Genomic DNA, 25,269 nt, shown 5'->3' on the forward strand with positions numbered 1-25,269 from the left:
TAAAAACAGCCGCTGTAGGAACAAAATCCTACAACGGCTGTTTTTATTTCCACGGCCTGCGCCGGAAGTTCATACCAGACTGTTTTATCAGCGGGGATTTCTTGAACAGCTTTTTCAAAAGGCTTCGTTCCTCTTGTGAGAGCCGCTTGTATTTGAGCCGGAACGCCTTGCAGAATATCTCCGTGAATTGCTGAACCCTGTCCCCCGGAGATTGCATGGCCTTTTGTACTTCCCGTATAAGTTCATCGGCAGGCGTGGTATCCGGCGCACTTTCGCTGTCATTTTCGTGCGCCTTGCGTATATCATGGAGAATGACGTCCCATGTTTTGTGCGTCACATGGCAGAAAAAATCTTCTTCCTCTATCTGACAGGCTTCCAACACTTTGATTGCCCGGTCTGCCGCAGCTTCGGGGTGTTCTTCCAGTACCATAGCCCGTAAAGCAGCCAGTGAGCTGTTTGTGTCATGGAAGTGCATGGTTGCTATCCCGTCCACATAGATTTCTGCGTCTGCCAGCAATTCCTTAAATTTTTCATGGGAGATAATCTCACACAGCAGCCGGTTATTGAAGCGTTCACTTTTCAGCAGTTCCACGACTTCATCACTCAAATGTAATTCTTCTATCGGGGTGTTTTCATATCTCCGATTATTGGTAAGGCCGAGCAGATAGTCAACCGACACCTGATAGAAGTCTGCCAGCTTCAACAGGCTGCCGTGGTTAATTTCCTTGTATTCGTCGTTGTCGTTTTCATAACTGCCGAGGGCTGATTTTGAAATGCCGGTTTCCTGTGCCAGTTCTTCCAGATTCAAGCCCCGTTCCACCCGTAAATCTTTCAGGCGTTCCTGTACGGAAATGCGGGTTTTCATAAACACATCGCTCCTTCCTGCGGCTGGCTGCCGCTGTTATTCCTTATTATACCATATACCGTTCCGAAATCGTGGAATTTTTCGATTTTGGGGCGGTTTTCCTATTTTATGGACATACGGGAAAGGGTTCAAAAATGAGCTATGATTAAGTCAGTTCATCGATGGATTATTTCCAATCGAATGACCGGCCTGATGGGATATGCTCCCCGGCGATGTAGCGCAACGACCTGCGGCAAGGAAATGGAGGAACCTTGACCGCAGCGAGTGTACCAACGGGAACGAAACGCCGCTGTGAGATTCAGGGGCAGGAACGACAGCAGGACAACCCGGCAGAACTGATACCAAAACGCTACCCAAACACGACAAATCGGCGGGGTGTAGTCTGCCCCGTCCGTAATACTATGGGGCATTTCAAAGCGGCTCTATGGCCGTATTTTCCTTGAAAATCGCCCCGAAACATGACACCAAAAACCTTTATCCGCCTGTTCCCGTTGTTACGGCTGAAATGGGCGGATTTTCTATGATAGGAGGCACTATGCCGAGAATGAGCAAGAAACGGAAGTTGGAGCTTTCCTTCTTCCTCAATGACCGGGGGCGTGTGGCCTACAACGACCTGTGCCGGAAGTGCCAGCATAAGTGCAAGCAGAGTTTCCGGGCTGTCGTGATAGACTGCCCCCATTACCTGTCAAAACGAGCCAAGCGAAAGGAGAAAATCAGTTAAATGGAATTTGAATTTATGAGCGCAGACACGGTTCTGCCGCCTTGTATGCCGCTACCCGCCGCAATGCTTCGGCTGCCGATCAGCAGCACAGCAAAAGTCATGTATGCCCGTCTGCTGAACACCACCCTTACGGCAGGGATAGAGGATAGCAACGGCATTTTGTTTGTCCGTTTTCCTATCATGGAATTAGCGGCAGCCCTCTCCCGCAGCCCCGTCACTGTGAAGCGTTCCCTGAAAGAATTGGAGGACATCGGGCTTATCCTGCGGGTGCGCCGGGGTGTGGGAGAACCAAACCGCATTTACACGCTGCTTCCCAAAGGAGGGCTGCCATGATAAATGAGAAGCTGGAAAAGCTGAATCAGGAGATTGCCAAAGGCGAAGCCAGACTGCGGCGGGCGCAGCATGAAGAAAAAATACTGGAACACCAGGTGAAGCAGCTTACCCGGAAGGAACGGACGCACCGGCTCTGTACCAGAGGAGCTATGCTGGAAAGTTTCCTTTTAAGGCCGGAAGTGCTGACAGACGAGGATGTGATGGACATTCTGAAACAGGCATTTTCTCAAAGTGGCATGAAGGAAATAGTTGCAGAAAGCGTGAAAGGGCGGGTAGCCGGGGAATCCCTTACGGAGTAAGGGCGCAACTATACACCGGTCAAGCCGGTGCGTTGCGCCCTGCCGGGGGCTTCCTGCGGAAAGCGGATGATTTTCAGCACCGTTGCGGCTGCTTCCAATCATCACAGGGGACGCTACACTTCCCCTGCGCTGGCTGCGCCAGCTACCCCTTTGTGGACTTGCCGCCCGGGAACACCTTGCGCTGCAAGCTGTTCCCGTCCAGCAAGTTTACAATTTATCTATTCCAAAACAGGACTGCCCGTAGTATAATAAAGCTAATGACGAACACTATCTAAGGAGATGGTTTTATGTATGGATTGATTGCTTTGAATTTCATCATACCCTTTGTTATGGTTTTTGTAGGATATATCTTAAAGAAGCACCCGGTAAAAGATATGACATCCGGTAACGGATACAATACGCCTACATCTCGGAAGTCACAAGAGCATTGGGATTATGCACAAAGCATAGCACCTAATATTTTTATTGGTATTGGCAAAACATTAGGTTTGGTAGAAATCGTTTTGTGTATATCCTTACTTCTTCTTAATATTTCTACACAGACTACCGTATTTGCAGGAGTAGTTGTTGGAATTATTTTTCTGATTTTTGGATTTTATAAAACAGAAACTGGAATTACAAGTAAATTTGCGAACAAAAACTTTTAAGCTATTAGACAGCTTTCCATCATCGAGCCAACCTGACCCGAACCTTCAAAACTGAATACTAATCGCCTACCAGCGACACCACTAAGCAGGAAATCAGAAACGGTTTCCTGCTTTTCTTTTGCCCAAAATCAACCACAGGAAGGAGGAACGCTATGCCCTGTCCACACCATGATATAAAAATAATCCAGCGCAGCAACCACCAGTCAGCCGTTGCGTCTGCCGCCTACCAGAGTGGGGAACGGCTGTTTTCCGAGTACGACCAGAAGCAGAAATACTATTCCCATAAAAGCGAGATTGTCCATACAGAAATCATGCTGCCGCCCCACGCCCCACCAGCGTATGCAGACCGCAATACTTTGTGGAACGCCGCCGAAGCTATCGAGAAGCAATGGAACTCCCAGCTTGCCCGGAGAATCGTGCTTGCCATACCGAGGGAAATCCCCCCGGAACAGCACGCCGACCTTATCCGGGACTACTGCCGGGAGTTTTTTGTTTCTAAAGGCATGATTGCCGATTTTGCCATCCACGACAAAGGGAATGGGAATCCCCACGCCCACATCCTGCTGACCATGCGGGCAATGGACGAAAACGGGAAATGGCTTCCCAAGAGCCGGAAGGTTTATGACCTTGACGAGAACGGCGAGCGTATCCGGCTCCCGTCCGGGAGCTGGAAAAGCCACAAGGAGGATACCGTGGACTGGAACGACCAGAAGTACGGAGAGATCTGGCGGCAGGGCTGGGCGGCTACCGCTAACCGCTATCTGGAAGCCAACGGACGCCCGGAGCGCCTTGACCTTCGTTCCTATGAACGGCAGGGGCTTGATAAAATCCCCACCGTCCATATGGGGCCAGCAGTCAGCCAGATGGAGAAACGAGGGATACAGACCAACATCGGCAACTTGAACCGGGACATCAAAGCCGCCAATTCCCTTATGCAATCTATCCGGCAGATGGTACGCCACCTGAAAGGCTGGATTGCAGACCTGAAGGAGAAAAAAGCCGCCCTGCTGGAAGCCTTGCAGGAATCGAAGGAACCCACCCTGCCGGAGCTGCTGGGGAAATATCTGGATTTGCGCCGGGAGGAACGTACAGGCTGGACAAGCAAAGGCCAGCTTACAGGCAGCGTTGCCGATTTCAACAAGGTTATGGAAGCTATCCGCTATCTGCGGGAAAAGGAGCTGTCCACTGTGCAGAGTTTGGACGCTTATCTGGATACCGTCAGCGGGCAGGCCGTTTCCATCCGGGCAGAGATGAAGCCGAAAGAACAGCGTATGAAAGAAATCAACACCCTGCTTTCCCATATCGCCAACTTTGAAGCCCATAAGCCGGTTCATGTGGAGTATGCTGCCATCCGGTTTAAGAAGCCACGGGAACAGTTTGCCGCCGCCCATCGGGACGAGCTGGACGCCTATAATGCCGCTATCCGTTATTTCAAGGTGCATTTGAAGGAGAAGAAGTACAGCATTAAAAAGCTGAATGAGGAACAGACACAGCTTGCCGGAGAAGTTGCCGGATATAAGGAACGGTTGTCCGCATTACAGGAGGATGTGAAGATTCTCCGGGATGTGCGTCACTGGCTCAATCAGGTTCTTCCGTCTGAACAGTACCGCCAGACCGCCGAGCCGGGAAAGAAACCGTCCATCCAGCAGGCAGTCAAAGGCCGGACGCAGCGTATCCGGGAAGAACAGGCCGAGAAACGGAAGCAGCCCCGCACAGAGAAAAAACAGGATATGGAACTTTAATAGGCGCTTGCTATTTTCTTTTTCGAGAATGACAGGCGCTTTTCTTATTTTCAGGAGGATTTATTTGAATGTATTTAAAGCTGTCAAGCAGTCTGTTACCACCCGGCAGGCTGCGGAGCATTTTGGAATCCGGGTGGGACGAAACGGGATGTGTGTCTGCCCCTTCCATGCTGATAAAAACCCCAGCATGAAGGTTGACCGGCGCTTTCACTGTTTCGGCTGTCAGGCAGACGGGGATGTGATTGACTTTGTTTCCCGTCTGGAAGCTGTCAGTCCGAAGGAAGCCGCCCTCATGCTGGCGCAGGAGTTCTCCATCCCCTATGAGGACAGGGAACCACCCGGCAGGAGAAAACCCAAACCCCGGCAGGAAACCCCGGAACAGCGGTTTTGCCGCATGGAGCGTTACTGCTTCCGGGTGCTGTCCGATTATTACCATCTTCTGCGCCGCTGGAAACGGGACTATGCCCCTAAGATGCCGGAAGAAGCATGGCACCCGCTTTTTGTGGAAGCCTTGCAGAAGCAATCCCATGTGGAATATCTGCTGGATGTGCTGCTCTCCCCGGATATGGAGGAACGGGCAGTCCTTATCGTTGACTATGGAAAGGAAGTGAGCAATCTTGAAAGACGAATGGCAGAGCTTGCCGCCCAAGATACGGCAGGCCGCAGAACAGACCATACAAGAAGCAGCCCCGCCCCGGAGCATTGAGGAAGTAAAGGCCATGCTGGAAAGCACCGAGAAAGGCAGCGTCCGCAACAGTATCCGCAACTGCCTGACCGTCTTTCAGAATGACCCGCTGCTTTCCGGGGCAATCGCAAAAAATCTGCTGACCGAGCGAGTGGACATTGTAAAGCCCATCGGCTACCACCGCATCGGCACCGCCATCACGGACACGGATATGAACTATCTGCTCCTGTATCTGGAAGAAACCTATGGGCTTACCAGTGAGAAAAAGATTACCGCCGCCATCGGGATTGTTGCCAATGAAAACGGCTACCACCCCGTCCGGGACTACCTGAACGGCCTTTCATGGGATGGGCAGGAGCGTATCCGCTATTGCCTGCGCCACTTTCTGGGAGCCGACACCGACCAGTACACCTATGAAGCCCTGCGGCTGTTCCTGCTGGGAGCCATCCACCGGGCATTTTGCCCCGGCTGTAAATTTGAAGTCATGCTCTGTCTGGTGGGCGGTCAGGGAGCCGGGAAATCCACCTTTTTCCGGCTGCTGGCAGTAAAAGACGAGTGGTTTTCCGATGATTTGCGGAAGCTGGATGATGATAACGTGTACCGCAAGCTGCAAGGCCACTGGATTATCGAGATGTCGGAGATGATTGCCACCGCCAATGCCAAGAGCATTGAGGAAATCAAGTCATTTTTAAGCCGACAGAAGGAGGTCTATAAAATCCCATACGAAACCCACCCGGAGGACAGGCTGCGGCAATGTGTGTTCGGCGGCACTTCCAATGCCCTTGACTTCCTGCCCCTTGACCGTTCCGGCAACCGGCGCTTCCTGCCGGTCATGGTGTACCCGGAACAGGCCGAGGTTCACATTTTGGAGGACGAAGCCGCTTCCAGAGCCTATCTTGCACAGGTCTGGGCAGAAGCTATGACGGTTTACCGCAGCGGGGATTTTAAGCTGTCTTTCAGCCCGGAAATGGTGCGCTATCTCAAAGAACACCAGCGGGATTTCATGCCGGAGGACACCAAGGCCGGGATGATACAGGCATACCTTGACCGCTATACCGGCGGCATGGTGTGTTCCAAGCAGCTTTTCAAGGAAGCCCTGAACCACCCCTTTGACGAGCCGAAGCAATGGGAAATCCGGGAAGTCAACGACATCATGAACCATTGCGTGACGGGCTGGAATTACTTTTCCAACCCCCGTGTGTTCCCGGAATACGGCAGGCAAAAGGGCTGGGAGCGTGAAACGAAAGCAACGGACATCAGCAACGGAGCTGAAAAAATCCCGGAAGGATTTGAGGAAGTCACGGAACAGATGGAGCTTCCCTTCTGAAAAATGCAGCCGGTTGCCGACCCTGTTGCACTCCCGTTGCCGAGCCGGTTGCCGGGAAACCCCCCGTAACTGCGGGCTTTTCCCCTTATCAGCAACCAAAACAACAGAAAAATAAAAGAAAATAAAAATAAGAGCCAAACTGCCAGACAGAGATAGTTTTCAGGTTTTTTGAAGCCCGTTGCCGGACTTCGTTGCCGACCTTCTCCTTGTCTGGCTTATTCTATTATGGAGGATAACTGCCTATGGCAAAAACGAAAACAGAGATTCATGTTACCACAGTTTTTGACGGCGAACTGGACGCCACAGACGTCTTTGTGAGCCTGATTGCCCAAAAATATGGGCAGAATACCAGCAAAGAAAATCTTGCGAAAACACAAGATTTAGAGTATAATAAGGATGAGGTTCAGAAGAACCGTGTTCCGTCTGGATTGTGCGGGTAAACGGTTATGATGAACGGATATGAATATACAGACATGGACGCAATACTGGCAGGCAGCTTCCGGGCAGCCATCTATTGCAGGCTTTCCAAAGACGATGACCTTGACGGGGAGAGCGCCAGTATTGCCAACCAGCGGGATATGCTGGAAAAATACTGCGAAAAGCAGGGATGGGAGGTTGTGGCAGTCTATCAGGACGATGGCTACACGGGGCTGAACATGGAGCGCCCCGACCTGAAACGGATGCTCAAAGCCATCGAGCGCAGGCAGATAAACCTTGTCATAACGAAAGATTTATCGAGGTTGGGCAGAAATTATTTGCAGACCGGCACACTCATTGAGGACTTCTTTCCCCGCCACGGCGTCCGCTATATCGCCATGAATGACGGTATCGACACCATGCGGGAGAATAACGACATTGCGCCGTTCAAGAACATCCTCAACGAGATGTACAGCAAGGATATTTCCAAGAAGGTACATTCCTCTTACCTTCTGAAAGCCCAGCAAGGCCAGTTTACCGGCTGTATCGCCCCTTTCGGGTATCAGAAAGACCCGGAGGACAAAAACCATCTGCTGGTGGACGAGGAAACCGCCCCCATTGTCCGGCAAATCTTCCGCTGGGCGCTGGAAGGACACGGCCCGAACTTTATCCGGCGCAGGCTGGAAGAACAGAAGGTGCCTTGCCCTACATGGTGGAACCGGGAACGGGGCTTCCGCAATGTCCGCACTAAATGGGAAAAGAAAGACCCGGTAAACGGGCGGTATATGTGGGATTTTTCGGTAATCAAGGACATCCTGATGAATCCCGTCTATACCGGGGCTATCGCTTCCCAGAAGAAGGACTACCGCTTCAAAATCGGCACCATCGGGGAAAAAAAGCCGCAGGACTGGATTGTGGTGGAGGAACGGCATGAGCCGATTGTTGACCGCAAGAGCTTTGACATCGTGCAGGACAAGCTGAAATCCCGGCAGCGTTCCCGCCAGACCGGGGAAATCAGCCTGTTTGCGGGGCTTCTCAAATGTGGCGAGTGTGGGAAATCACTGACTATCCGCTACACCAACGACAAGCACCCGAAGCAGATTTATTCCTGTAAGACCTATAATGCCTATGGGAAACAGCACTGTACCCAGCACCGTGTGGAGTACGAAACCCTTTACCGCCTTGTGCTGAACAAAATCCGGGAATGTGCGAAGGCCGCCCTGATGGACGGGGAAGCTGTTGCCGGACGGCTTACCAACACCTGTGAAGCCGAGCAGAAAGGCCAGCGGGAAGCGTTGGAGCGTTCCCTGACGAAGCACGAGGAACGGATTGAGGTACTGGAAAAAATGGTGCTGCGGCTCTATGAGGACATGGTTGCCGGACGTATCAGCGAAGCAAACTTCAATCTCATGCTGGATAAGACGCAGAAGGAACAGGCTGAACTAAAGGAACGGGTTGAACAGGGGCGCAGGAAGCTGGCTGATGAAATCCGCCTTGCCGTGGACGCCAAGCAATGGGTGGACGCCATTCAGGAATACGCCGACATCACGGAGCTGGACGCTGCCACCCTCAACCGTCTGATTAAAGAAATCGTTGTCCATGAACACATCGACAGCGATAAGACACGACACATTTCTATTGAAATTCATTTTAATCTCAAACCCATCCCGGAGGTGGAACAGGTCACGGCCTGACCTGTTCCCGCCGGGGCGGTTCTAAAAAAATTCCATAAATTTCTTGACACGCCGCCGCCCGCCATCGAGCAGAGTTTTACACCTATTTTGGTATGAAACAGTTTATGGCGGGTGCCGGTGTTATGCTGATTGGTGCGCTTCTTGTACCAAAACTTAAGGACCTTATCCCAGCAAAGGTATTCGTGTTAATGCTGTTGCACCTGGGATTACAGAAACTGATATGATGAAAGCTGTGCCAAAGGAAGTTATCGAACCTATGATTGAAAGAATTCCATTGCGTCGTCTTGGACAGCCAGAAGATATTGCCAATGCGTTTGTGTTTCTTGCTTCAGATGAGGCGAGTTACATTACAGGTGTTATATTAAGTGTAGATGATATGGCAAGAAGTTAATTTAATGTTGTATGGTGATGTAATCACGGAAAACAAATGAAATTAAGACTATAATAAAGCTACAAAAAGAAAAAGATAAGGAGGACTGTAAAATGTCTGCTATTAATATCAATAAAAATAATTTTGAGAACGAAGTACTGAATTCCGATAAAACCGTTCTTTTAGATTTTTGGGCATCTTGGTGTGCGCCTTGCCGTATGGTAGTACCTATTGTAGAGGAGATTGCAGGTGAGCGTAGGGATATTAAAGTTGGAAAGATTAATGTAGATGAAGAGCCTGAACTGGCAAATAAGTTCAGTATTATGAGCATTCCGACTTTAGTGGTTATGAAGAATGGGAAGATTGTACAGCAGGTTTCAGGGGCGAGATCTAAGAATGCGATTTTAGAAATGCTTTAGAGAGGTGTGCTAATGGGATTTTTTAATTTCTTTAAACAGTCGAATATTAATCAAGGCATAGAAGAATATAAAAGGACTGCTGGTGCAGTTCTGCTGGATGTCCGTACTCCGCAGGAATATCAGGAAGGACATATACCAGAAAGTAAAAATGTGCCGTTGCAGCAACTAGACAATATTGTTTCTGTAGCGAAGAATAAGGATATCCCTCTGTTTGTATACTGTTATTCCGGTTCCCGGAGCCGTCAGGCAACTGGGATGTTGCAACGAATGGGATATTCTAAAGTAAATAATATCGGTGGCATTGCAGCTTACTCAGGAAAGGTGGAAAAATAAGATGAAGGTAATAATCGTAGGAGGTGTAGCAGGAGGAGCTACAGCCGCAGCAAGAATACGCAGACTGGATGAACATGCAGAAATTACTGTGTATGAAAGATCCGGATACATATCCTATGCGAATTGTGGGCTTCCATATTATATTGGAGACGTGATTACAGATCCGGAAGCACTTACACTACAGACACCAGAGAGTTTTTTTAAACGCTTCCGTATTAACATGAAAATTCATCATGAAGTTATCTCAATACATCCCGAATGTAAAACTGTTTCAGTGAAGAATTTAGAAAACGGTGAAATATTTGAAGAAAACTATGATAAGCTAATCCTATCTCCAGGTGCAAAGCCTACACAGCCGAGACTTCCCGGAGTAGGTATTGATAAACTTTTTACACTTCGTACTGTAGAAGACACTTTTCGGATAAAGGAATATATAAATAAGAATCATCCAAAATCGGCTGTATTGGCAGGTGGCGGTTTTATTGGTCTGGAACTGGCAGAAAATTTGAGGGAGCTTGGCATGGATGTTACGATTGTCCAGGGGCCTAAGCAGCTGATGAACCCTTTTGACCCGGATATGGCATCCATGATCCATAATGAAATGAGAAAGCATGGGATAAAACTGATACTGGGCTATACAGTAGAAGGATTTAAAGGAAATGACAACGGAGTGGAGGTTCTGTTGAAAGATAATCCATCCCTTCAGGCTGATATGGTAGTTCTGGCAATCGGAGTCACACCAGACACAGTATTAGCAAAAGAAGCCGGTCTGGAACTTGGCATCAAGGAAAGTATTGTAGTGAATGACAGAATGGAAACCTCTGTACCGGATATTTATGCTGCAGGTGATGCAGTTCAGGTAAAACATTATGTTACGGGTAATGATGCGCTGATTTCTTTGGCAGGACCGGCCAATAAACAGGGCAGAATCATCGCTGATAATATTTGTGGCGGTGATAGTCGTTACCTGGGCAGTCAGGGAAGCTCCGTTATAAAAGTGTTTGATATGATAGCAGCCACTACAGGTATCAATGAAACCAATGCCAAAAAGTCAGGATTAGAGGTAGATACAGTAATTCTTTCTCCTATGAGTCATGCCGGTTACTATCCTGGTGGAAAAGTGATGACCATGAAGGTGGTTTTTGAAAAAGAAAGCTATCGTTTGCTTGGCGCTCAGATTATTGGATATGAAGGAGTTGATAAACGTATTGATGTGCTGGCAACAGCAATTCATGCGGGGCTGAATGCAACCCAGTTGAAAGATCTGGATCTGGCATATGCACCACCTTATTCTTCTGCTAAGGATCCGGTAAACATGGCTGGATTTATGATAGACAATATTGCAAAAGGGACATTAAAGCAATGGCATTTGGAAGATATGGACAAGATTTCTAAAGATAAAGATGTGGAGTTGCTAGATGTGAGAACTGTAGGTGAATTCAGCAGGGGGCATATAGATGGATTCAAAAACATACCTGTAGATGAACTGAGAGAACGAATTAGTGAAATTGAGAAAGGAAAGCCTGTGTATCTGATATGCCAGAGTGGTCTGCGCAGTTATATTGCGAGCCGTATTCTGGAAGGAAACGGTTATGAAACGTATAATTTCTCTGGCGGATTCCGATTCTATGATGCAGTGGTCAATGACCGTGCGCTGATTGAAAGGGCATATGCATGTGGTATGGATTATTAAAAAATAATCACGATATTTTTATAATTTTCTTATAGCATAAAAAGATCCCCCATTTATTAGAATGACTTTCATAATTCTGATAAATGGAGGATTCTTCTTTATATGTTACAGAAAAACAGTTTTATGACCTTTGGAGTGTTTCCAGTCTTTTTGGATCAAGGATTGTGATTTTGCCCCGGGAGAGTTTGACGAGACCCTCGCCTTGAAAGTATCGAAGCATTCGAGTGATAACTTCCCTGTGGGAACCAAGATGGTTGGCGATAGTTTCGTGAGTGATTTTCAATTCATTTGTTTCTTCGATAGAGGTCTCTTCTAAAAGAAATGAAGCAACACGCTTATCCAAACTCTTCCACATGATTTGTTCAATCAGCCACATGACATCAGAAAAACGAGTAGCCATTAACTCATTGGTATAGTTTGCGACAGGAGCAGATTCATTCATGATGCCCTTATAGATTTCAGCAGGGATGATCCAAAGATCAGTATCTTTTTCTGCCTCAATGGTTACTTCAAATTGAATGGATCGTATGATACATGAGGCAGATAAAAGACATATATCCATATCGAACAGACGGTAGAGTGTAATCTCTCGTCCTTCATCTGATAATATATAAGTTCGAAGCTGCCCGGATTTAACCAGTAATAATCCGGTACAATCCATGTTCCCGTTGTGAATGATTGTTCCTTTTTTCACATGCTGTGTGATCAAATTGTCTGAAATTAGTTTTTTCTGTGCTGTATTTAAGTCATTCCATAGTGGAAAATAATTTTCGAAGCTCATAATAGTTATCTCCTTTATGAACATAGTATACTTGCTTTTTTAAGATGCGTCAATCGAATAATTGACATATGCCCTTTATAGGACTATTATATAAGAAAAGCGAGAAAGGAGCAATTTCATGCCGAGACCAGTAAAATGCAGAAAAGTCTGCCATTTCCCAAATGTTTTAGAATTCCTTCCGGCAGATGATACTGAGAAAAAAATGCCCATTGTTCTGACGGTAGATGAGTACGAGACAATCCGTCTTTTGGACAAGAAAGGTTACAGTCAGGAGCAGTGTGCGGAATCTATGCAGATCGCAAGAACGACGGTCCAACGGATTTACGAGATTGCCAGAAAGAAAATAGCAGATGCTCTCATTGATGGACATCCGCTTAAAATTGAGGGTGGGGATTTCATAATCTGTGACGGTCAGAGCAGCGACTGTAGCTTTGGAGGATGTTACAATCATGAGATTTATCAAAAATATGCAGTAGAAAAAGGAGAAGGTATCATGAGAATAGCAGTAACATATGAAAATGGACAGATTTTCCAACACTTTGGACACACAGAGACATTTAAGATTTACGATGTAGAGGAAGGAAAAGTGCTACATTCAGAAGTAGTAGATACGAATGGAAGCGGACATGGTGCATTGGCAGGAGTTCTTAATGCATTAAATGCCGATGTTTTGATCTGCGGCGGAATCGGAGGAGGTGCTCAGACTGCGTTAGCGGCAGCGGGTATTAAGCTTTTTGGCGGAGTTTCAGGAGATGCGGATAAAGCAGTAGAAGCTTTTATCAATGATACGCTTGATTATAATTCGGATGTGAAGTGTTCTCACCATGAGCACAACCATGAGGAAGGACATACGTGTGGTGAGCATGGATGCGGAAGCCATAGCTGTCATTAAGAAGAAAAAAATACAACACGAAAGGATGCGTCAAGGTAATGCCAGAATTATCGTGATACATCCTTTTGTATTTGGAATGATTATTTTTCTTTCACTACTTGTCGAAAGTAATGGATGGAATGTACAATATTGTTAATGATCCAGAGATATTTATTTTGGAAACAGCTTAATCAATTTGGAGGTATAAAATGAAAGCACATAAATATTGGTCAATCGGAGCAATAGTTACAATGGTTGGAACTTTTTATACAGGATATAAAGGGTTAAAAGCAGCACACAAATACTTTGCATTTGGCTCTCTGATATGCTTGATTATGGCAGTCTATTCTGGTCATAAAATGATTTCTGGCAATAAGAGGACAAGAAAACAGATGGGAATGAAAGAAGTGGAGGAATAAAATATGTTAGAAGTAGGAAAAAAAGCACCGGACTTTGAATTGCCGGATCAGAATGGAGAAATGCATAAATTAAGCGATTATGCAGGAAAAAAAGTGATCCTATATTTTTATCCAAAGGATAATACACCAGGATGTACGAAGCAGGCATGTGGCTTTTCTGAGCGTTATCCACAGTTTAATGAGAAGGGAGCTGTTATTCTCGGAGTGAGCAAGGACTCTGTAGCGTCCCACAAGAGATTTGAAGAAAAATACGGACTGGCATTTACGCTATTAGCAGACCCGGATCGTAAAGTTATTGAAGCATATGATGTCTGGAAAGAAAAGAAAAATTATGGAAAAGTATCTATGGGTGTAGTAAGAACTACTTATCTTATTGATGAGCAGGGAATCATTATAAAGGCAAATGATAAAGTCAAGGCGGCAGATGATCCTGAAAATATGCTTAAGGAATTGGCATAATGAAGATTATTTTATCACCTGCAAAAAAGATGATAGTAGATACCGATAACTTAGCACCGGTTGGACTGCCTGTCTATATTGATAAGACAGCAGAAGTATTAAACTGGATGAAAAGCAAATCAAAAGAAGAACTGAAAGCTATCTGGAAATGTAATGACAAGATTGCAGAGCAGAACTTTAACAGATTGGAAAATATGAATCTTTATAACGGGCTTACTCCGGCTGTTTTAGCATATGAAGGGATTGCATTTCAATATATGGCACCATCTGTGTTTGAAATCCAGCAGTTTGAGTATTTGCAAAATCATTTAAGAATCTTGTCTGCGTTTTATGGCATTTTAAAACCAATGGATGGTGTGACTCCTTATCGTCTTGAAATGCAGGCAAAGGTTGGAATTGGAGATGCAAAAAATCTGTATGAGTACTGGGGAGAATTGTTATACCGCTCAGTAATCGATGACAGTAGGATTATCATTAATCTTGCATCAAAAGAATACTCAAAATGTATAGAAAAGTATCTGACACCACAGGACAGATATATTACGATTGTATTTTGTGAGTTATCCGGAGATAAATTGGTAACAAAAGGTACCTATGCCAAGATGGCTCGTGGTGAAATGGTCAGATTCATAGCGGAAAATAATATTGAAAATCTGGTGGAGATTCAGAAATTTGACAGACTCGGATACTCGTTTAGGTCTGATTTATCTTCAGATTCAGAATATGTATTTGAACGCAAAATAAAATAGTTATTCAGGTAAAAGATGTTCAGTTTGGCAGCTTTTATAATAATGAGAATTATTACTATTTTTATTGACAACAGGATGATAGTGGCATATAATCCTTATTAAGAATTATTCCCAATAAGGAGAATGAATGACAAGAAGGAGAAATACCATTCAAAAAGATCTCGTAAGAAATACCGTATACGAAATGAGAAGACACGTTACGGCAAATGAAGTGTATGAATTTATAAAAGAAGCATATCCATCAATTGGAAAAGGAACTGTATATAGAAATCTTGATATATTGGTAGAGGAAGGTGCATTAAGAAAGGTTGAAGTTCTGAATGGACCGAACCGATTTGATTTTACATTGAAAAATCATTACCATGTAAGATGTATAAAGTGCGGTGAAATTTTTGATGTGGATATGGATCAAATACCGGATTTGCTGGAAAGAATTCATAACACTCATGGAATTGAATTTGTGGATTACGATATTTCATTTAAAGGCATTTGCCCGAAATGCAGGGAGAAGGTAAAGGAGGAACAGCATGGATAGGAAAGCAATGTATAAGTTGAGTTATGGACTGTTTATATTGACCGCTAAAGAAGCAGAAAAAGATAACGGATGCATCATTAATACAGCCATTCAGGCAGCTTCGGAACCAAACCAGCTAAGTATCTGTGTAAATAAGTCAAATTATACGCATGATATGATTCAAAGAACCGGAAAATTTACTGTATCAGTCTTAAGTCAGAAGGCACAATTTGAATTGTTCAAACATTTTGGCTTCCAATCAGGAAGAGATACCAATAAGTTTGAAACATTTGAGCAGTGTGCCAGAGGCACGAATGGTATTTATTATATTACAGAAGGTACAAATGCATACATTTCTGTGACAGTTACTAAAACAGAGGACTTGGGTTCACATACGATGGTTATTGGTGAGATAACCGATATGGAAGTTTTAAGCAATGTTCCTTCAGTAACATATGATTATTATCAGAATAATATTAAGCCTAAGCCACAGGAGGTTGGAAAAACAGAGGATGGTCAGACAATATGGCGTTGCAGAATTTGCGGATATGAATATGTAGGCGAGGAATTACCGGATGACTTTATATGTCCTTTGTGCAAGCACCCGGCATCAGATTTTGAAAAAGTAGTAAAGAAAACGGAGGTAAAAGAGATGGCAGAAAACAAATATGCAGGAACACAGACAGAGAAGAATTTACAGGAGGCATTTGCAGGGGAATCACAGGCAAGAAATAAGTATACCTATTTTGCATCTGTAGCGAAAAAGGAAGGTTACGAGCAGATGTCAGCATTGTTTTTAAAGACTGCAGATAATGAGAAAGAACATGCAAAGATGTGGTTCAAGGAATTAGCAGGAATTGGTGATACAAAGGAAAACCTGGCGGTAGCGGCAGAAGGCGAAAATTATGAGTGGACAGATATGTATAATGGCTTTGCTAAAACAGCTGAGGAAGAAGGATTCCCTGAGCTTGCAGCAAAATTCAGGGCAGTAGGTGAGATTGAGAAGCACCATGAGGAAAGATATCGTGCACTTCTTAAGAATATTGAAACTGCACAAGTATTTGAAAAGAGCGAAGTTAAGGTATGGGAATGCCGTAACTGCGGACATATTGTGGTAGGAACTAAGGCACCTGAAGTATGTCCGGTATGTAATCATCCACAGAGCTATTTTGAAGTACATGAAGAGAATTATTAAGGAGATGAGATTATTACGAAGAAGAAAGTGATTAATTCAAAAAAAGCAGTAATGATAGGCTGTGGCTTTGTTGGTTCTGCATCGGTATTTGCTCTGATGCAGAGTGGCTTGTTTACAGAGATTGTCCTTATCGATGCAGATAAGAACAAGGCAGAAGGAGAAGCGATGGATATCAGTCATGGTATTCCATTTGCGAGTCCGATGAAAATATATGCCGGAGATTATGATGATGTGGCTGATGCTGCAATTGTTGTCATATCTGCCGGAGCGGGACAGAAACCGGGAGAGACAAGGCTTGATCTCGTAAATAAAAATGTAGCAATATTTAAGTCAATCATTCCTGAAATAGCAAAGAGAAATTTTGCAGGTATCATGCTTGTAGTTGCGAATCCGGTAGATATCCTGACTCAGGTAGCCATAAAGTTATCAGGACTTCCAGAAAACAGGGTTATTGGATCGGGTACTGTGTTAGATAGTGCCAGATTAAGATATAAGCTTGGTGAGCATTTATCTGTGGACAGCAGGAGTGTTCATGCATTTATAATAGGTGAGCATGGAGACAGCGAAGTTGTAGCATGGTCATCAGCCAATGTATCTGGTGTTCCATTAAGTGAAATGTGTGAAATGCGTGGACATTATAAGCACAAGGAAAACACGGCAGAAATAGCTACAGAAGTCAAGAACAGTGCTTATGAGATTATAAACAAAAAGCACGCTACATATTATGGAATTGCAATGTCTGTAAAAAGAATCTGCGAAGTGATTATGAGAGATGAAAAATCAATACTTCCTGTATCACACATGATTCATGGAGTATATGACATTGACGGAGTATCGTTAAGTATGCCAGCTATTGTAGGTGCAGATGGTATTGAGTCTGATATACCTATTAATTTAAGTGGCGAGGAAGCGTTAAAGCTTAAGGAATCTGCAGATTCATTGAAAAAGATTATGGAGACAATTGAATTATAAATTTTACACATGGAAGGAGAAAAAGTCATGGAAGTAAGGTATTATATTTGTAAGCATTGTGGAAACATTGTTGAAAAGGTAAAGGATAAGGGTGTACCTGTAATTTGTTGCGGAGAACCTATGCAGGAATTAAAAGCCGGAGTGACAGATGCTGCTGTCGAGAAGCATGTACCTGTATATACGATAGAAGGCAGTCATGTTCATGTCGTGGTCGGAGAGACAAAACATCCAATGCTTGAAGAGCATTTCATTGAGTGGATTACATTAAATACAAACCAGGGAATATATAGAAAACAGTTAAATCCAGGGCAGGAGCCGGCAGCAGATTTTTGTCTTTGCGATGGTGAACAGGTAGAAGAAGTATATGCATATTGTAACCTGCATGGATTATGGAAATGCTAAAAGCATTTATACATATTAAGGTTACAGAACAACACAATGATGAGGTAGAAGATCAAGATGAACAGATTATGGGAACTTTAAAATATCTCACATAGCGGTTAGTTAATCACATTCTGTATGTCGATGGTCAAATTCCAAAAGGCTGATATAGTAAGAAAGGCTGTTATTTTTTAGAGAGTAGCAGCTTTTTTTATTTTGAATATAAAATATGACACATACACTTGACAATATGCATACATGGATGAAATAGGACATTTCTTACTAAAACAGTATGTTTATGGTATACTAGCTAGTAGTAATGCAGTTTCAACCGATATTACATATTATTATAAACAACAGCGTTAGAGCATTTATGTGATTGAAACATAGATGCTCTTTTTTTGTGCCCGTTGGGCAATGGATATGAATGTAACTTTAGGACATTTTGTCCAGAAGTTCAGATAGAGGAAATCAAGGAGGAACACGAGATGTGCATTAAAATGTGTATCTTATGGGTGAGAGCACCCACAGACAGAAGCAGCAGGAAAATATATAACAGGAGGACAGAACAATGGTCGATGAATTGACGCAGGAGTTGTTCCAGACAGGAAAGGCGATTGTGACTGTCAGCGTAGATCTGATTACTGCCATTGCAGATGCGTGCAAGCGGTCTGAACAGCAGAATCCTGGTATGAGCGAGGAACAGAAGGAGACATTGCTCGGCAAGGTTGTCGATAAGGTAATGTCGAATTATAAGGAAACACATGGCTCATTAAAGGGACTTAACCGAGAGGGCAAGGATGTCACGCATATTGATGTGAATGATGAGAGAACAGCGGAGCTTTTGGAGAAAGCCTGTAAGAAAAGTCATATTCCGGTGGATATGAAAAAGGTAACGAGGGCAGATGGTTCCATCACGCATACTGCATTCTGTGAAGTGAAAAGCATAGACCAGATGGCAGCATTACTGAAGATGACTTCCGAACAGGTACTTGAGGAGCAGAAGGAAATGACCAAGACACTTGTGCTTTACGATGATAAGGGCAAGAAGGTTATGTCGGCTGACTTTGTAAATAATAGTGAGATAAATATGGACGATGTGGAAACACTGTCAAGATTCTCTCCATATTTTAGGTGCCGGCAAATGCAAAGCACCCGATATTATTTGATATATGCTGTGCGTCATAAATGTGACCAAAGTCAGCCCGAAACATTTACATTATACTAAATAAATTAGGAAAATGTGACAAAAAGTCATGTAAGTATTGCCTAAGTATTTTCCGGGATATTTTATAATAAATTTATGGGTGGCGGTCTGTTAATAATCACTTTGATATTTTATAATGTAAGCATTGGTTGTAATTTAGTTGATGGTGCAAAGTCAGTTTAAGTGGTCTGAAACTCAGCGGGAAAGGAGAATATAATTATGGAGATCAGAAAAGCGGCAGCAGAGGATTTTGATATTGTATTTGATTTTATAGAGAAATTATGGACATATAATACATATGACAGGGAAGAAATACGCAAAGTATATATGGACGTCATAAATGACGAACGCAGCTTTGCGTTTTTATTATGGGATGAAGGCGTTTGCAGGGGCATGTGCCATGGAGACTATTTCAATACATTCTGGATGTCGGGACTCACATGCTATGTGTCAAGCCTTATAACAAGAGAGAAGGACCGCGGAAATGGCTATGGTGTGGCACTCCTGGATCATGCAAAGGAGCTTGCAAAGCAGAGGGGGTGCAAGGCCGTCACCCTTGATTCCGGTCTTCCGCGGACAGGGGCACATGGCTTCTACGAACACTATGGATTTGAAAAGAGCTGTTATGGCTTTGAACTGATGATATAAATTATCTGAGGAGATTGGAAAGAAGACAAAATATGTGTACAGCGGCGACATATAAGACAAAGGATTCCTATTTTGGAAGAACGCTGGATTATGAATTCTCGTACGGCGATGAGATCACCGTGACTCCGAGAAATTATCCGTTTGAATTCAGATATATGGGCAGGACGGCACAGAACTTGCCAGATATCCGTTGCTGCAGGGGGAGAACATCAACTGGCAGAACTAAGTATCTGCTGCCCCGGGACCCGGGAAATACCAGGAAATAACTTGGCGTTTTTATCTGCATTTCTGCATTTTGCGAAAAATTTGTGCTGTTTTATGTAATGGTGGAGCCGGCAACTGCATGGTGTCAGTAGCCATCGCAGAGCCAGTAGTCTGGATGATGACAGTGGTTGCACAAACATAGAAAAGTAGATTATAATATCGGAAAAGGGCGTTGCCAGTGGCAATGTACGGAAGCCAGAGTTATATCTGTGATAAAGGAGAAAGGACGAGATATGGGCAAGTCAAAGGTTACAATAAAAGAGATTGCGGATAAGGCAGGGGTGTCCATAGCTACAGTTTCCCATGTTATCAACAGGACAAGGTATGTAAGCCCTGAGCTTGTGGATAAGATAGAGAAGATTATTGTAGAGACGGGATATCAGAATAAGATAGCAGATAAGGAGAGAAAACTGCTGGTTGGCCGAGAGTCTACGATCGTTGCAGTCATTCCGAACATTGAAAGTACGATATACAGAGATATGGTAGCTTATGTGGAGCAACTTGTCAGTGTACAGGGATATCAGTTCCTTGTGGCGATAACAGACAATGATTTTAAGGAGGAGACACAGGTGCTTGCCGGACTTCTGGTCAACAAGAAGGTTGCCGGTATCATACATGCGCCGGTGAGTGATGTGGCAACCAACTACACAAAGCTTATACAGTCAGGCGTTCCATTTGTCTGCGTGGAGAGAAATATACTTGGATCAGGGATAGACTCAGTTGAGTTCCGAGACAGGGAGGCTATATTTAAGGGCGCAGATTATCTGCTCGCGAGTGGACACAAGAATGTTTTGTTTTTCAGAGAGAGTACGGACAGTACCACCAGGGATGAGAGAACAAAAGGTTTCCTGAGTGCTCTGCAGAAATACAATATAAATACAAACGATGCGAATATAGTGGATGTGACACTGGAAAATGGCGAGGATGACTGTATGCTCGTCATCCAGAAGGCGCTCCGCAGATACAGGCCGACCGCAGTTCTTGCGGGGGGCAACAGAATAACGCTCTACCTCATGAAGACACTGAGAGATATGGGAATCGACTGTCCGGGAGAGATATCTGTGGTTGGGTTTGGTGATGAGAGCTGGTCAGAACTTACATATCCTCCGCTTACCATAATCAGAAGAGATGTGAAGGGGTTAAGCACCAAGGCAGTTGGAATGCTTTTTGAGAAGATCAACACAGGTGCGGTCATATCCCATGACTGCTATGCCGATGTGGAACTGGTTGTCAGGAAATCCACCAAGATGCTGGATAATGGACCATTTGGAGATAAGGCAGCTGCCCCTGATTCCGTGGTGCTGACGAAGGAGGAAAAACAGAGGCTGAAGGCAGGACATTTCAGAGTTGCCATATCATTCCATTACACAGGTACGTCATGGGCTGAGCTTCATGAGAAGGGTATCTGTGAGGAGCTTGAGCAGTTCGGGATAGATGTGGTGTCGGTTATGGATGCGCACTTTGACTCGGAACTGCAGAATGCGCAGCTTGATGGAATAAGACTTCAGAAGCCGGACGCAGTTATAGCTATTCCGGCGGATGACAGCCGTACCAGAGAGAAGTTTCAGGAACTTTCCAAAGTGTCAAAGCTGGTGTTCATAAGCAATGTTCCGGATGGCATGTCCAAGAACAGCTATGTGTCCTGTGTATCAGTAAATGAGTCGGAGAATGGAACGAACACGGGAAGAATGCTGGGGGAATACTGCAAGGAGAACAAGAAAAAAAAGGCAGGTTTCATTATTCATGGTGCGGCATTCTATGGAACAAGAGTCAGGGATAACGCCGCTGAGAGGATAATCAAGGACAGTTATCCTGATATTGACATAGTTACGATCAGGAGTTTTGGAGAGATATCCAATGCATATCAGGTAGCCCAGGACGTGATAACTGCCAATCCTGAAATTGAGGCAATGTATGTGAGCTGGGATCGCCCGGCACTTCTGGTTATAAAGGCACTCAAGGAGCTTGGCAGGGAGGATGTGGCGGTGTTCACCACGGACCTTGATCATGGAATTGCCAGGTGCATGGAGGAAGGAATCGTCAAGGGACTCAGCACGCAGAGACCATACGAGCAGGGAAGAGCGGCCGCGGCAGTTGTTGCCAAGTCCCTGGTAAGTGAAGAACAGCTTCCAAAGTATGTGGGAGTTCAGCCGTATCAGGTTGAGCCAAAACAGCTCAGGCTTGCATGGAAGGAAATCTTCCATGAGTCCATGCCGGACAGATTGAGGTGACATGACATCTTTAGTTAGTTCGTGCCGGACAGATTGAGGTGATATGACATCTTTAGTTAGTCTGTGTCGGACAGAGTTAGAAACTGTATCTTTTTATCTAAAAAAGAATCCGTTAGAGAGAAAATTGTATCTTTCTGGCGGATTTTTTGCGTTTATACACAAGAGACAAGGTGACAAGTAACGGGTGTCAATCATACACTACAAATCCCATAAGCATGACATCTGGTAAAATATTTACGTAAAAAACGACAAAAGTTATATCATCAAAACATGCAAGGGACGAAAAACAGTTTAAAATTTACGTAAATAAACAGGTTAAGAACAGTTTTTCGACAACGAGTTAGCAAAGAAAATACATGATAGTGGAGGTAAAAATTATGAGAAAATTTAAAAAATTATTAGCAGTTGGAGCATGCCTGTGCATGTCACTCAGTTTACTGGCAGGTTGTGGATCAGGAAACACTTCGGGCAACGGTTCATCTGATTCAGGTACAAAGCAGGAGAGCACAAAGTCATCTGACCTGTCATTTGCATTTTGTACAAACACACTCAACAATACATTCCAGAGTTCAATTGATGCCAAGCTCAAGGAGCTCTGCGATGCGAACGGAATATCATATACATGTCTTGATCCTGACTACGATCTGAACACACAGCTCAGCCAGTTATCAGACGTGGCAAATAGTGGATACGACGCAGTGTTCATCATCCCGGTTGATTCAGCAGGTATCACATCAGGTCTTGCAGAGATCAAGGATGCAGGAATCCCAATCTTCAATGTAGATACAGCAGTTATCGAGGATGACATAGAGAACTTCGTAACACAGTTCGTTGGAACAAATGCTTACATGGCAGGACAGCTTGTCGGTGAGCAGATGGCTAAGGATTATCCGGACGGAGCAGACATTGCGATCCTTGACTTCCCATCAAATGAGAGTTGTGTAGACCGTGTAAATGGTTTCCTTGACGGACTCGGTGATAACAAGGATAAGTTCAACATCGTAGCACAGCAGGATGGCGAGGCAGCACTTGATGCATCAATGAGCCTTGCAGAGGATATCATCACAGCAAACACAGATCTTCAGGCATTCTTCTGTATCAATGATCCTTCAGCACTTGGCGCAGCAGCAGCAGTTAAGGCAGCCAACAAGACAGGTCAGATTGGTGTATACAGTATCGATGCTTCACCAGATGGCAAGCAGGCACTCCTCGACGGCGAGTTCACAGCAGTTGCATGTCAGGTTCCTGTACAGATTGCTGAGTACGCATTCAACGCAGCACAGAAGTATGTGGGCGGAGATACAACGATCGACGAGAAGAAGGTATATCTTGACTCACACCTCGTACTTAAGGATGAGGCTGAGAAGACAGTTAACGATTGGCAGTAACAGCACGGGGCTGCCCCCGGCTGGACATACATGACACAACGTAGGTGTATATAACACGGGAGAGACCGGGGATCTTAGATCTCCGGCCGAGATCCCGAAAAAGCAGGATAACAAAAGATTTATTTTAGAAACTTGGAGGTTTAATATGGGACAGACAGTTCTGGAAATGATAGGGATAAAGAAAAGCTTCTCCGGAATATATGCTTTAAGTGGCATCGACTTTTCCCTTGAGCTGGGAGAGGTACATGCACTGCTCGGTGAGAATGGTGCAGGAAAGTCCACACTGATCAAGGTCCTCGGCGGAATTTACCAGCCCGACAGCGGAATCATCAAGGTAAATGGCAAGGAGGTCAAGATCAACGGAGTTCCGGCTGCCAGAGAAAATGGTATAGGAATAATACATCAGGAAATCGTACTTGTTCCATATCTTTCGGTGGCACAGAATTTGTTTCTCGGCAGAGAGATAAGGACAAAGCTTGGAACGCTGGACTTTGCAGAGATGAACAGAAGAGCAGAGGAGATGATATCGTCCCTCGGTGTGAATATAAAAGCAGACACGATAGTAGAGAATCTGACCATCGCACAGCAGCAGATGGTGGAGATCGTCAAGGCGGTCTCATTCAACGGTAAGATCATAGTTATGGATGAGCCTACCTCATCACTCTCAAATGAAGAGGTGGAGCAGTTATTTGAGATCATTGAGAATCTCAGAAAGAAACAGGTAAGTATAATCTACATCTCCCACAGAATGGAGGAGCTCTTCAGGATATCTGACAGAGTTACCGTCATCAGGGATGGTGCATACGTAGGAACAAAAAAGACATCTGAGACCAACCCGAATGAGCTGGTTGCGATGATGGTAGGAAGAGATCTGGAGAGCTTCTATGCCAGGGATTACTGTGACATGGACAAGGCAGAGGTTGCTCTGGAGGTAAAGAACCTTTCACAGACAGGTGTCTTTGAAGATATAAGTTTTTCGGTACACAAGGGTGAGATCCTGGGATTCTCAGGTCTGGTCGGTGCCGGACGAAGCGAGATCATGGAGGCGGTATTTGGTGCCACACAGCCTACATCAGGCGAGGTGATACTCGGCGGAAAGCTGGTACACTTCAAGAATCCGATGCAGGCGATCAAGTCAGGCGTAGCCCTGGTTCCTGAGGACAGAAAGAAGCAGGGACTGGTGCTCGGCAACAGCGTGGCGTTCAACCTAACACTCTCATCCCTCAGATTCTATATGAATGGAATCGCCATAAGCGAGAAAAAGCGCGGTGAGGTCATAGACCATTATTCAAAGCGGTTGCGGATCAAGGCGGCGTCACCTGAGATCGAGGCGGGCAGCCTGTCAGGTGGAAATCAGCAGAAGGTAGTTCTGGGCAAATGGCTTGCAACCAAGCCGGATGTGCTCATTCTGGATGAGCCGACCAGAGGCGTTGATGTAAATGCAAAATTTGAAATATACACAGTAATCAATGAACTGGCAAAGGAAGGCATAGCGATAATCATGGTATCCAGTGAGCTTCCTGAGATCATCAACATGTGCGACAACGTATGTGTGGTCAGAGCCGGAAAACTCGTGAAGAAGCTGTCAAAGGACGAGCTCTCACAGGAAGAGATAATGAAATACGCTGCAGGAGGTATCGAATAA

At 44.9% G+C, this 25,269-nt stretch carries 27 protein-coding genes and 2 pseudogenes; 27 read left to right on the forward strand and 2 right to left on the reverse strand.

Going from position 1 to position 25,269, the window contains the following annotated elements:
• Window positions 1-43: 43 nt before the first annotated feature.
• Window positions 44-865, reverse strand: a complete 822-nt coding sequence (locus GT641_RS03280) for a helix-turn-helix transcriptional regulator (protein ID WP_006859270.1) — start codon at window positions 863-865, stop codon at window positions 44-46.
• A gap of 535 nt (window positions 866-1,400) precedes the next feature.
• Between GT641_RS03280 and GT641_RS03285 the strand changes: the two genes are divergently transcribed.
• The 13 genes and pseudogenes from GT641_RS03285 to GT641_RS03350 all read left to right on the forward strand — a co-directional run bounded on the left by GT641_RS03285 (window position 1,401) and on the right by GT641_RS03350 (window position 11,545).
• Window positions 1,401-1,586, forward strand: a complete 186-nt coding sequence (locus GT641_RS03285) for a hypothetical protein (protein WP_033118356.1) — start codon at window positions 1,401-1,403, stop codon at window positions 1,584-1,586.
• Window positions 1,587-1,919: a hypothetical protein gene (locus tag GT641_RS03290; RefSeq protein WP_006859272.1), complete on the forward strand. Its 333-nt coding sequence runs from the start codon at window positions 1,587-1,589 to the stop codon at window positions 1,917-1,919.
• Complete coding sequence (locus tag GT641_RS03295) at window positions 1,916-2,218, forward strand: DUF3847 domain-containing protein (protein WP_006859273.1); 303 nt, start codon at window positions 1,916-1,918, stop codon at window positions 2,216-2,218. The genes GT641_RS03290 and GT641_RS03295 overlap by 4 nt, the downstream gene beginning before the upstream one ends.
• A 287-nt stretch (window positions 2,219-2,505) precedes the next feature.
• Complete coding sequence (locus GT641_RS03300) at window positions 2,506-2,865, forward strand: SdpI family protein (RefSeq protein WP_006859274.1); 360 nt, start codon at window positions 2,506-2,508, stop codon at window positions 2,863-2,865.
• Window positions 2,866-3,017: 152 nt separating this feature from the next.
• Window positions 3,018-4,607, forward strand: a complete 1,590-nt coding sequence (gene mobQ, locus GT641_RS03305; RefSeq protein ID WP_006859284.1) for a MobQ family relaxase — start codon at window positions 3,018-3,020, stop codon at window positions 4,605-4,607.
• A gap of 64 nt (window positions 4,608-4,671) precedes the next feature.
• Complete coding sequence (locus tag GT641_RS03310; RefSeq protein ID WP_014081132.1) at window positions 4,672-5,313, forward strand: CHC2 zinc finger domain-containing protein; 642 nt, start codon at window positions 4,672-4,674, stop codon at window positions 5,311-5,313.
• Between the two features lie 13 nt (window positions 5,314-5,326).
• Window positions 5,327-6,619, forward strand: a complete 1,293-nt coding sequence (locus GT641_RS03315) for a virulence-associated E family protein (RefSeq protein ID WP_007884071.1) — start codon at window positions 5,327-5,329, stop codon at window positions 6,617-6,619.
• A 242-nt stretch (window positions 6,620-6,861) separates the two neighbouring features.
• The gene (locus GT641_RS03325; RefSeq protein ID WP_006858666.1) at window positions 6,862-7,059 is read left to right on the forward strand and encodes a hypothetical protein; all 198 of its coding nucleotides are present in this window, start codon (window positions 6,862-6,864) and stop codon (window positions 7,057-7,059) included.
• A gap of 6 nt (window positions 7,060-7,065) precedes the next feature.
• The gene (locus GT641_RS03330) at window positions 7,066-8,730 is read left to right on the forward strand and encodes a recombinase family protein (RefSeq protein ID WP_007884068.1); all 1,665 of its coding nucleotides are present in this window, start codon (window positions 7,066-7,068) and stop codon (window positions 8,728-8,730) included.
• Between the two features lie 172 nt (window positions 8,731-8,902).
• A pseudogene (locus GT641_RS03335) lies at window positions 8,903-9,121 on the forward strand (SDR family oxidoreductase); the annotation flags it as partial.
• Window positions 9,122-9,213: 92 nt separating this feature from the next.
• Complete coding sequence (gene trxA, locus GT641_RS03340) at window positions 9,214-9,519, forward strand: thioredoxin (RefSeq protein ID WP_008402246.1); 306 nt, start codon at window positions 9,214-9,216, stop codon at window positions 9,517-9,519.
• A 12-nt stretch (window positions 9,520-9,531) separates the two neighbouring features.
• Window positions 9,532-9,852: a rhodanese-like domain-containing protein gene (locus GT641_RS03345; protein ID WP_117808620.1), complete on the forward strand. Its 321-nt coding sequence runs from the start codon at window positions 9,532-9,534 to the stop codon at window positions 9,850-9,852.
• Between the two features lies 1 nt (window position 9,853).
• Window positions 9,854-11,545, forward strand: coding sequence for an FAD-dependent oxidoreductase (locus GT641_RS03350; protein WP_008402248.1), 1,692 nt, complete (start codon window positions 9,854-9,856; stop codon window positions 11,543-11,545).
• A 121-nt stretch (window positions 11,546-11,666) separates the two neighbouring features.
• On the opposite strand, the gene GT641_RS03355 is transcribed toward GT641_RS03350, so the two are convergent.
• A complete protein-coding gene (locus GT641_RS03355) occupies window positions 11,667-12,326 on the reverse strand; it encodes a Crp/Fnr family transcriptional regulator (protein ID WP_226801021.1) in 660 nt (219 codons plus the stop codon).
• 118 nt (window positions 12,327-12,444) lie between these two features.
• Here GT641_RS03355 and GT641_RS03360 point away from each other — a divergent pair, with 118 nt between their 5' ends.
• From GT641_RS03360 to GT641_RS03430, 14 genes and pseudogenes are all read left to right on the forward strand, one after another.
• A complete protein-coding gene (locus tag GT641_RS03360) occupies window positions 12,445-13,218 on the forward strand; it encodes a DUF134 domain-containing protein (RefSeq protein ID WP_008402250.1) in 774 nt (257 codons plus the stop codon).
• Window positions 13,219-13,406: 188 nt separating this feature from the next.
• The gene (locus GT641_RS03365; protein WP_008402252.1) at window positions 13,407-13,616 is read left to right on the forward strand and encodes a DUF6219 family protein; all 210 of its coding nucleotides are present in this window, start codon (window positions 13,407-13,409) and stop codon (window positions 13,614-13,616) included.
• Window positions 13,617-13,619: 3 nt separating this feature from the next.
• Window positions 13,620-14,075, forward strand: coding sequence for a thioredoxin-dependent thiol peroxidase (bcp, locus tag GT641_RS03370; protein WP_008402253.1), 456 nt, complete (start codon window positions 13,620-13,622; stop codon window positions 14,073-14,075).
• On the forward strand, window positions 14,075-14,824 hold the full coding sequence (gene yaaA / locus GT641_RS03375; RefSeq protein WP_008402255.1) for a peroxide stress protein YaaA: 750 nt from the start codon (window positions 14,075-14,077) through the stop codon (window positions 14,822-14,824). The genes bcp and yaaA overlap by 1 nt, the downstream gene beginning before the upstream one ends.
• A gap of 127 nt (window positions 14,825-14,951) precedes the next feature.
• Window positions 14,952-15,359: a transcriptional repressor gene (locus GT641_RS03380; protein ID WP_008402256.1), complete on the forward strand. Its 408-nt coding sequence runs from the start codon at window positions 14,952-14,954 to the stop codon at window positions 15,357-15,359.
• On the forward strand, window positions 15,352-16,533 hold the full coding sequence (rbr, locus tag GT641_RS13280) for a rubrerythrin (protein ID WP_161116807.1): 1,182 nt from the start codon (window positions 15,352-15,354) through the stop codon (window positions 16,531-16,533). The genes GT641_RS03380 and rbr overlap by 8 nt, the downstream gene beginning before the upstream one ends.
• 27 nt (window positions 16,534-16,560) lie before the next feature.
• Entirely contained in the window at window positions 16,561-17,505 is a 945-nt protein-coding gene (locus GT641_RS03390) for an L-lactate dehydrogenase (RefSeq protein WP_008402259.1), read from the forward strand.
• A gap of 27 nt (window positions 17,506-17,532) precedes the next feature.
• Entirely contained in the window at window positions 17,533-17,907 is a 375-nt protein-coding gene (locus tag GT641_RS03395) for a desulfoferrodoxin family protein (RefSeq protein WP_044945872.1), read from the forward strand.
• Between the two features lie 550 nt (window positions 17,908-18,457).
• Window positions 18,458-19,114, forward strand: coding sequence for a DUF3801 domain-containing protein (locus GT641_RS03405; protein ID WP_161116808.1), 657 nt, complete (start codon window positions 18,458-18,460; stop codon window positions 19,112-19,114).
• 198 nt (window positions 19,115-19,312) lie between these two features.
• Window positions 19,313-19,741: a GNAT family N-acetyltransferase gene (locus GT641_RS03410; RefSeq protein ID WP_117808618.1), complete on the forward strand. Its 429-nt coding sequence runs from the start codon at window positions 19,313-19,315 to the stop codon at window positions 19,739-19,741.
• Between the two features lie 32 nt (window positions 19,742-19,773).
• Window positions 19,774-19,902, forward strand: a pseudogene (locus GT641_RS03415) (linear amide C-N hydrolase); the annotation flags it as partial.
• Between the two features lie 336 nt (window positions 19,903-20,238).
• Complete coding sequence (locus GT641_RS03420) at window positions 20,239-22,236, forward strand: LacI family DNA-binding transcriptional regulator (protein ID WP_161116809.1); 1,998 nt, start codon at window positions 20,239-20,241, stop codon at window positions 22,234-22,236.
• A gap of 377 nt (window positions 22,237-22,613) precedes the next feature.
• Complete coding sequence (locus tag GT641_RS03425; RefSeq protein ID WP_161116810.1) at window positions 22,614-23,624, forward strand: sugar ABC transporter substrate-binding protein; 1,011 nt, start codon at window positions 22,614-22,616, stop codon at window positions 23,622-23,624.
• 145 nt (window positions 23,625-23,769) lie between these two features.
• On the forward strand, window positions 23,770-25,269 hold the full coding sequence (locus GT641_RS03430) for a sugar ABC transporter ATP-binding protein (RefSeq protein ID WP_008402270.1): 1,500 nt from the start codon (window positions 23,770-23,772) through the stop codon (window positions 25,267-25,269).

The organism is Clostridium sp. BIOML-A1, assembly GCF_009874105.1.
Classification (GTDB): Bacteria; Bacillota; Clostridia; order Lachnospirales; family Lachnospiraceae; genus Coprococcus.

Bases quoted from the DNA above. Each gene is read 5' to 3' on its own strand.
- GT641_RS03280 (WP_006859270.1), bottom strand. From the start codon at position 865: ATGAAAACCCGCATTTCCGTACAGGAACGCCTGAAAGATTTACGGGTG.
- GT641_RS03285 (WP_033118356.1), top strand. From the start codon at position 1,401: ATGCCGAGAATGAGCAAGAAACGGAAGTTGGAGCTTTCCTTCTTCCTC.
- GT641_RS03290 (WP_006859272.1), top strand. From the start codon at position 1,587: ATGGAATTTGAATTTATGAGCGCAGACACGGTTCTGCCGCCTTGTATG.
- GT641_RS03295 (WP_006859273.1), top strand. From the start codon at position 1,916: ATGATAAATGAGAAGCTGGAAAAGCTGAATCAGGAGATTGCCAAAGGC.
- GT641_RS03300 (WP_006859274.1), top strand. From the start codon at position 2,506: ATGTATGGATTGATTGCTTTGAATTTCATCATACCCTTTGTTATGGTT.
- mobQ (WP_006859284.1), top strand. From the start codon at position 3,018: ATGCCCTGTCCACACCATGATATAAAAATAATCCAGCGCAGCAACCAC.
- GT641_RS03315 (WP_007884071.1), top strand. From the start codon at position 5,327: ATGCTGGAAAGCACCGAGAAAGGCAGCGTCCGCAACAGTATCCGCAAC.
- GT641_RS03325 (WP_006858666.1), top strand. From the start codon at position 6,862: ATGGCAAAAACGAAAACAGAGATTCATGTTACCACAGTTTTTGACGGC.
- GT641_RS03330 (WP_007884068.1), top strand. From the start codon at position 7,066: ATGATGAACGGATATGAATATACAGACATGGACGCAATACTGGCAGGC.
- trxA (WP_008402246.1), top strand. From the start codon at position 9,214: ATGTCTGCTATTAATATCAATAAAAATAATTTTGAGAACGAAGTACTG.
- GT641_RS03345 (WP_117808620.1), top strand. From the start codon at position 9,532: ATGGGATTTTTTAATTTCTTTAAACAGTCGAATATTAATCAAGGCATA.
- GT641_RS03350 (WP_008402248.1), top strand. From the start codon at position 9,854: ATGAAGGTAATAATCGTAGGAGGTGTAGCAGGAGGAGCTACAGCCGCA.
- GT641_RS03355 (WP_226801021.1), bottom strand. From the start codon at position 12,326: ATGAGCTTCGAAAATTATTTTCCACTATGGAATGACTTAAATACAGCA.
- GT641_RS03360 (WP_008402250.1), top strand. From the start codon at position 12,445: ATGCCGAGACCAGTAAAATGCAGAAAAGTCTGCCATTTCCCAAATGTT.
- GT641_RS03365 (WP_008402252.1), top strand. From the start codon at position 13,407: ATGAAAGCACATAAATATTGGTCAATCGGAGCAATAGTTACAATGGTT.
- bcp (WP_008402253.1), top strand. From the start codon at position 13,620: ATGTTAGAAGTAGGAAAAAAAGCACCGGACTTTGAATTGCCGGATCAG.
- yaaA (WP_008402255.1), top strand. From the start codon at position 14,075: ATGAAGATTATTTTATCACCTGCAAAAAAGATGATAGTAGATACCGAT.
- GT641_RS03380 (WP_008402256.1), top strand. From the start codon at position 14,952: ATGACAAGAAGGAGAAATACCATTCAAAAAGATCTCGTAAGAAATACC.
- rbr (WP_161116807.1), top strand. From the start codon at position 15,352: ATGGATAGGAAAGCAATGTATAAGTTGAGTTATGGACTGTTTATATTG.
- GT641_RS03395 (WP_044945872.1), top strand. From the start codon at position 17,533: ATGGAAGTAAGGTATTATATTTGTAAGCATTGTGGAAACATTGTTGAA.
- GT641_RS03405 (WP_161116808.1), top strand. From the start codon at position 18,458: ATGGTCGATGAATTGACGCAGGAGTTGTTCCAGACAGGAAAGGCGATT.
- GT641_RS03410 (WP_117808618.1), top strand. From the start codon at position 19,313: ATGGAGATCAGAAAAGCGGCAGCAGAGGATTTTGATATTGTATTTGAT.
- GT641_RS03420 (WP_161116809.1), top strand. From the start codon at position 20,239: ATGGGCAAGTCAAAGGTTACAATAAAAGAGATTGCGGATAAGGCAGGG.
- GT641_RS03425 (WP_161116810.1), top strand. From the start codon at position 22,614: ATGAGAAAATTTAAAAAATTATTAGCAGTTGGAGCATGCCTGTGCATG.
- GT641_RS03430 (WP_008402270.1), top strand. From the start codon at position 23,770: ATGGGACAGACAGTTCTGGAAATGATAGGGATAAAGAAAAGCTTCTCC.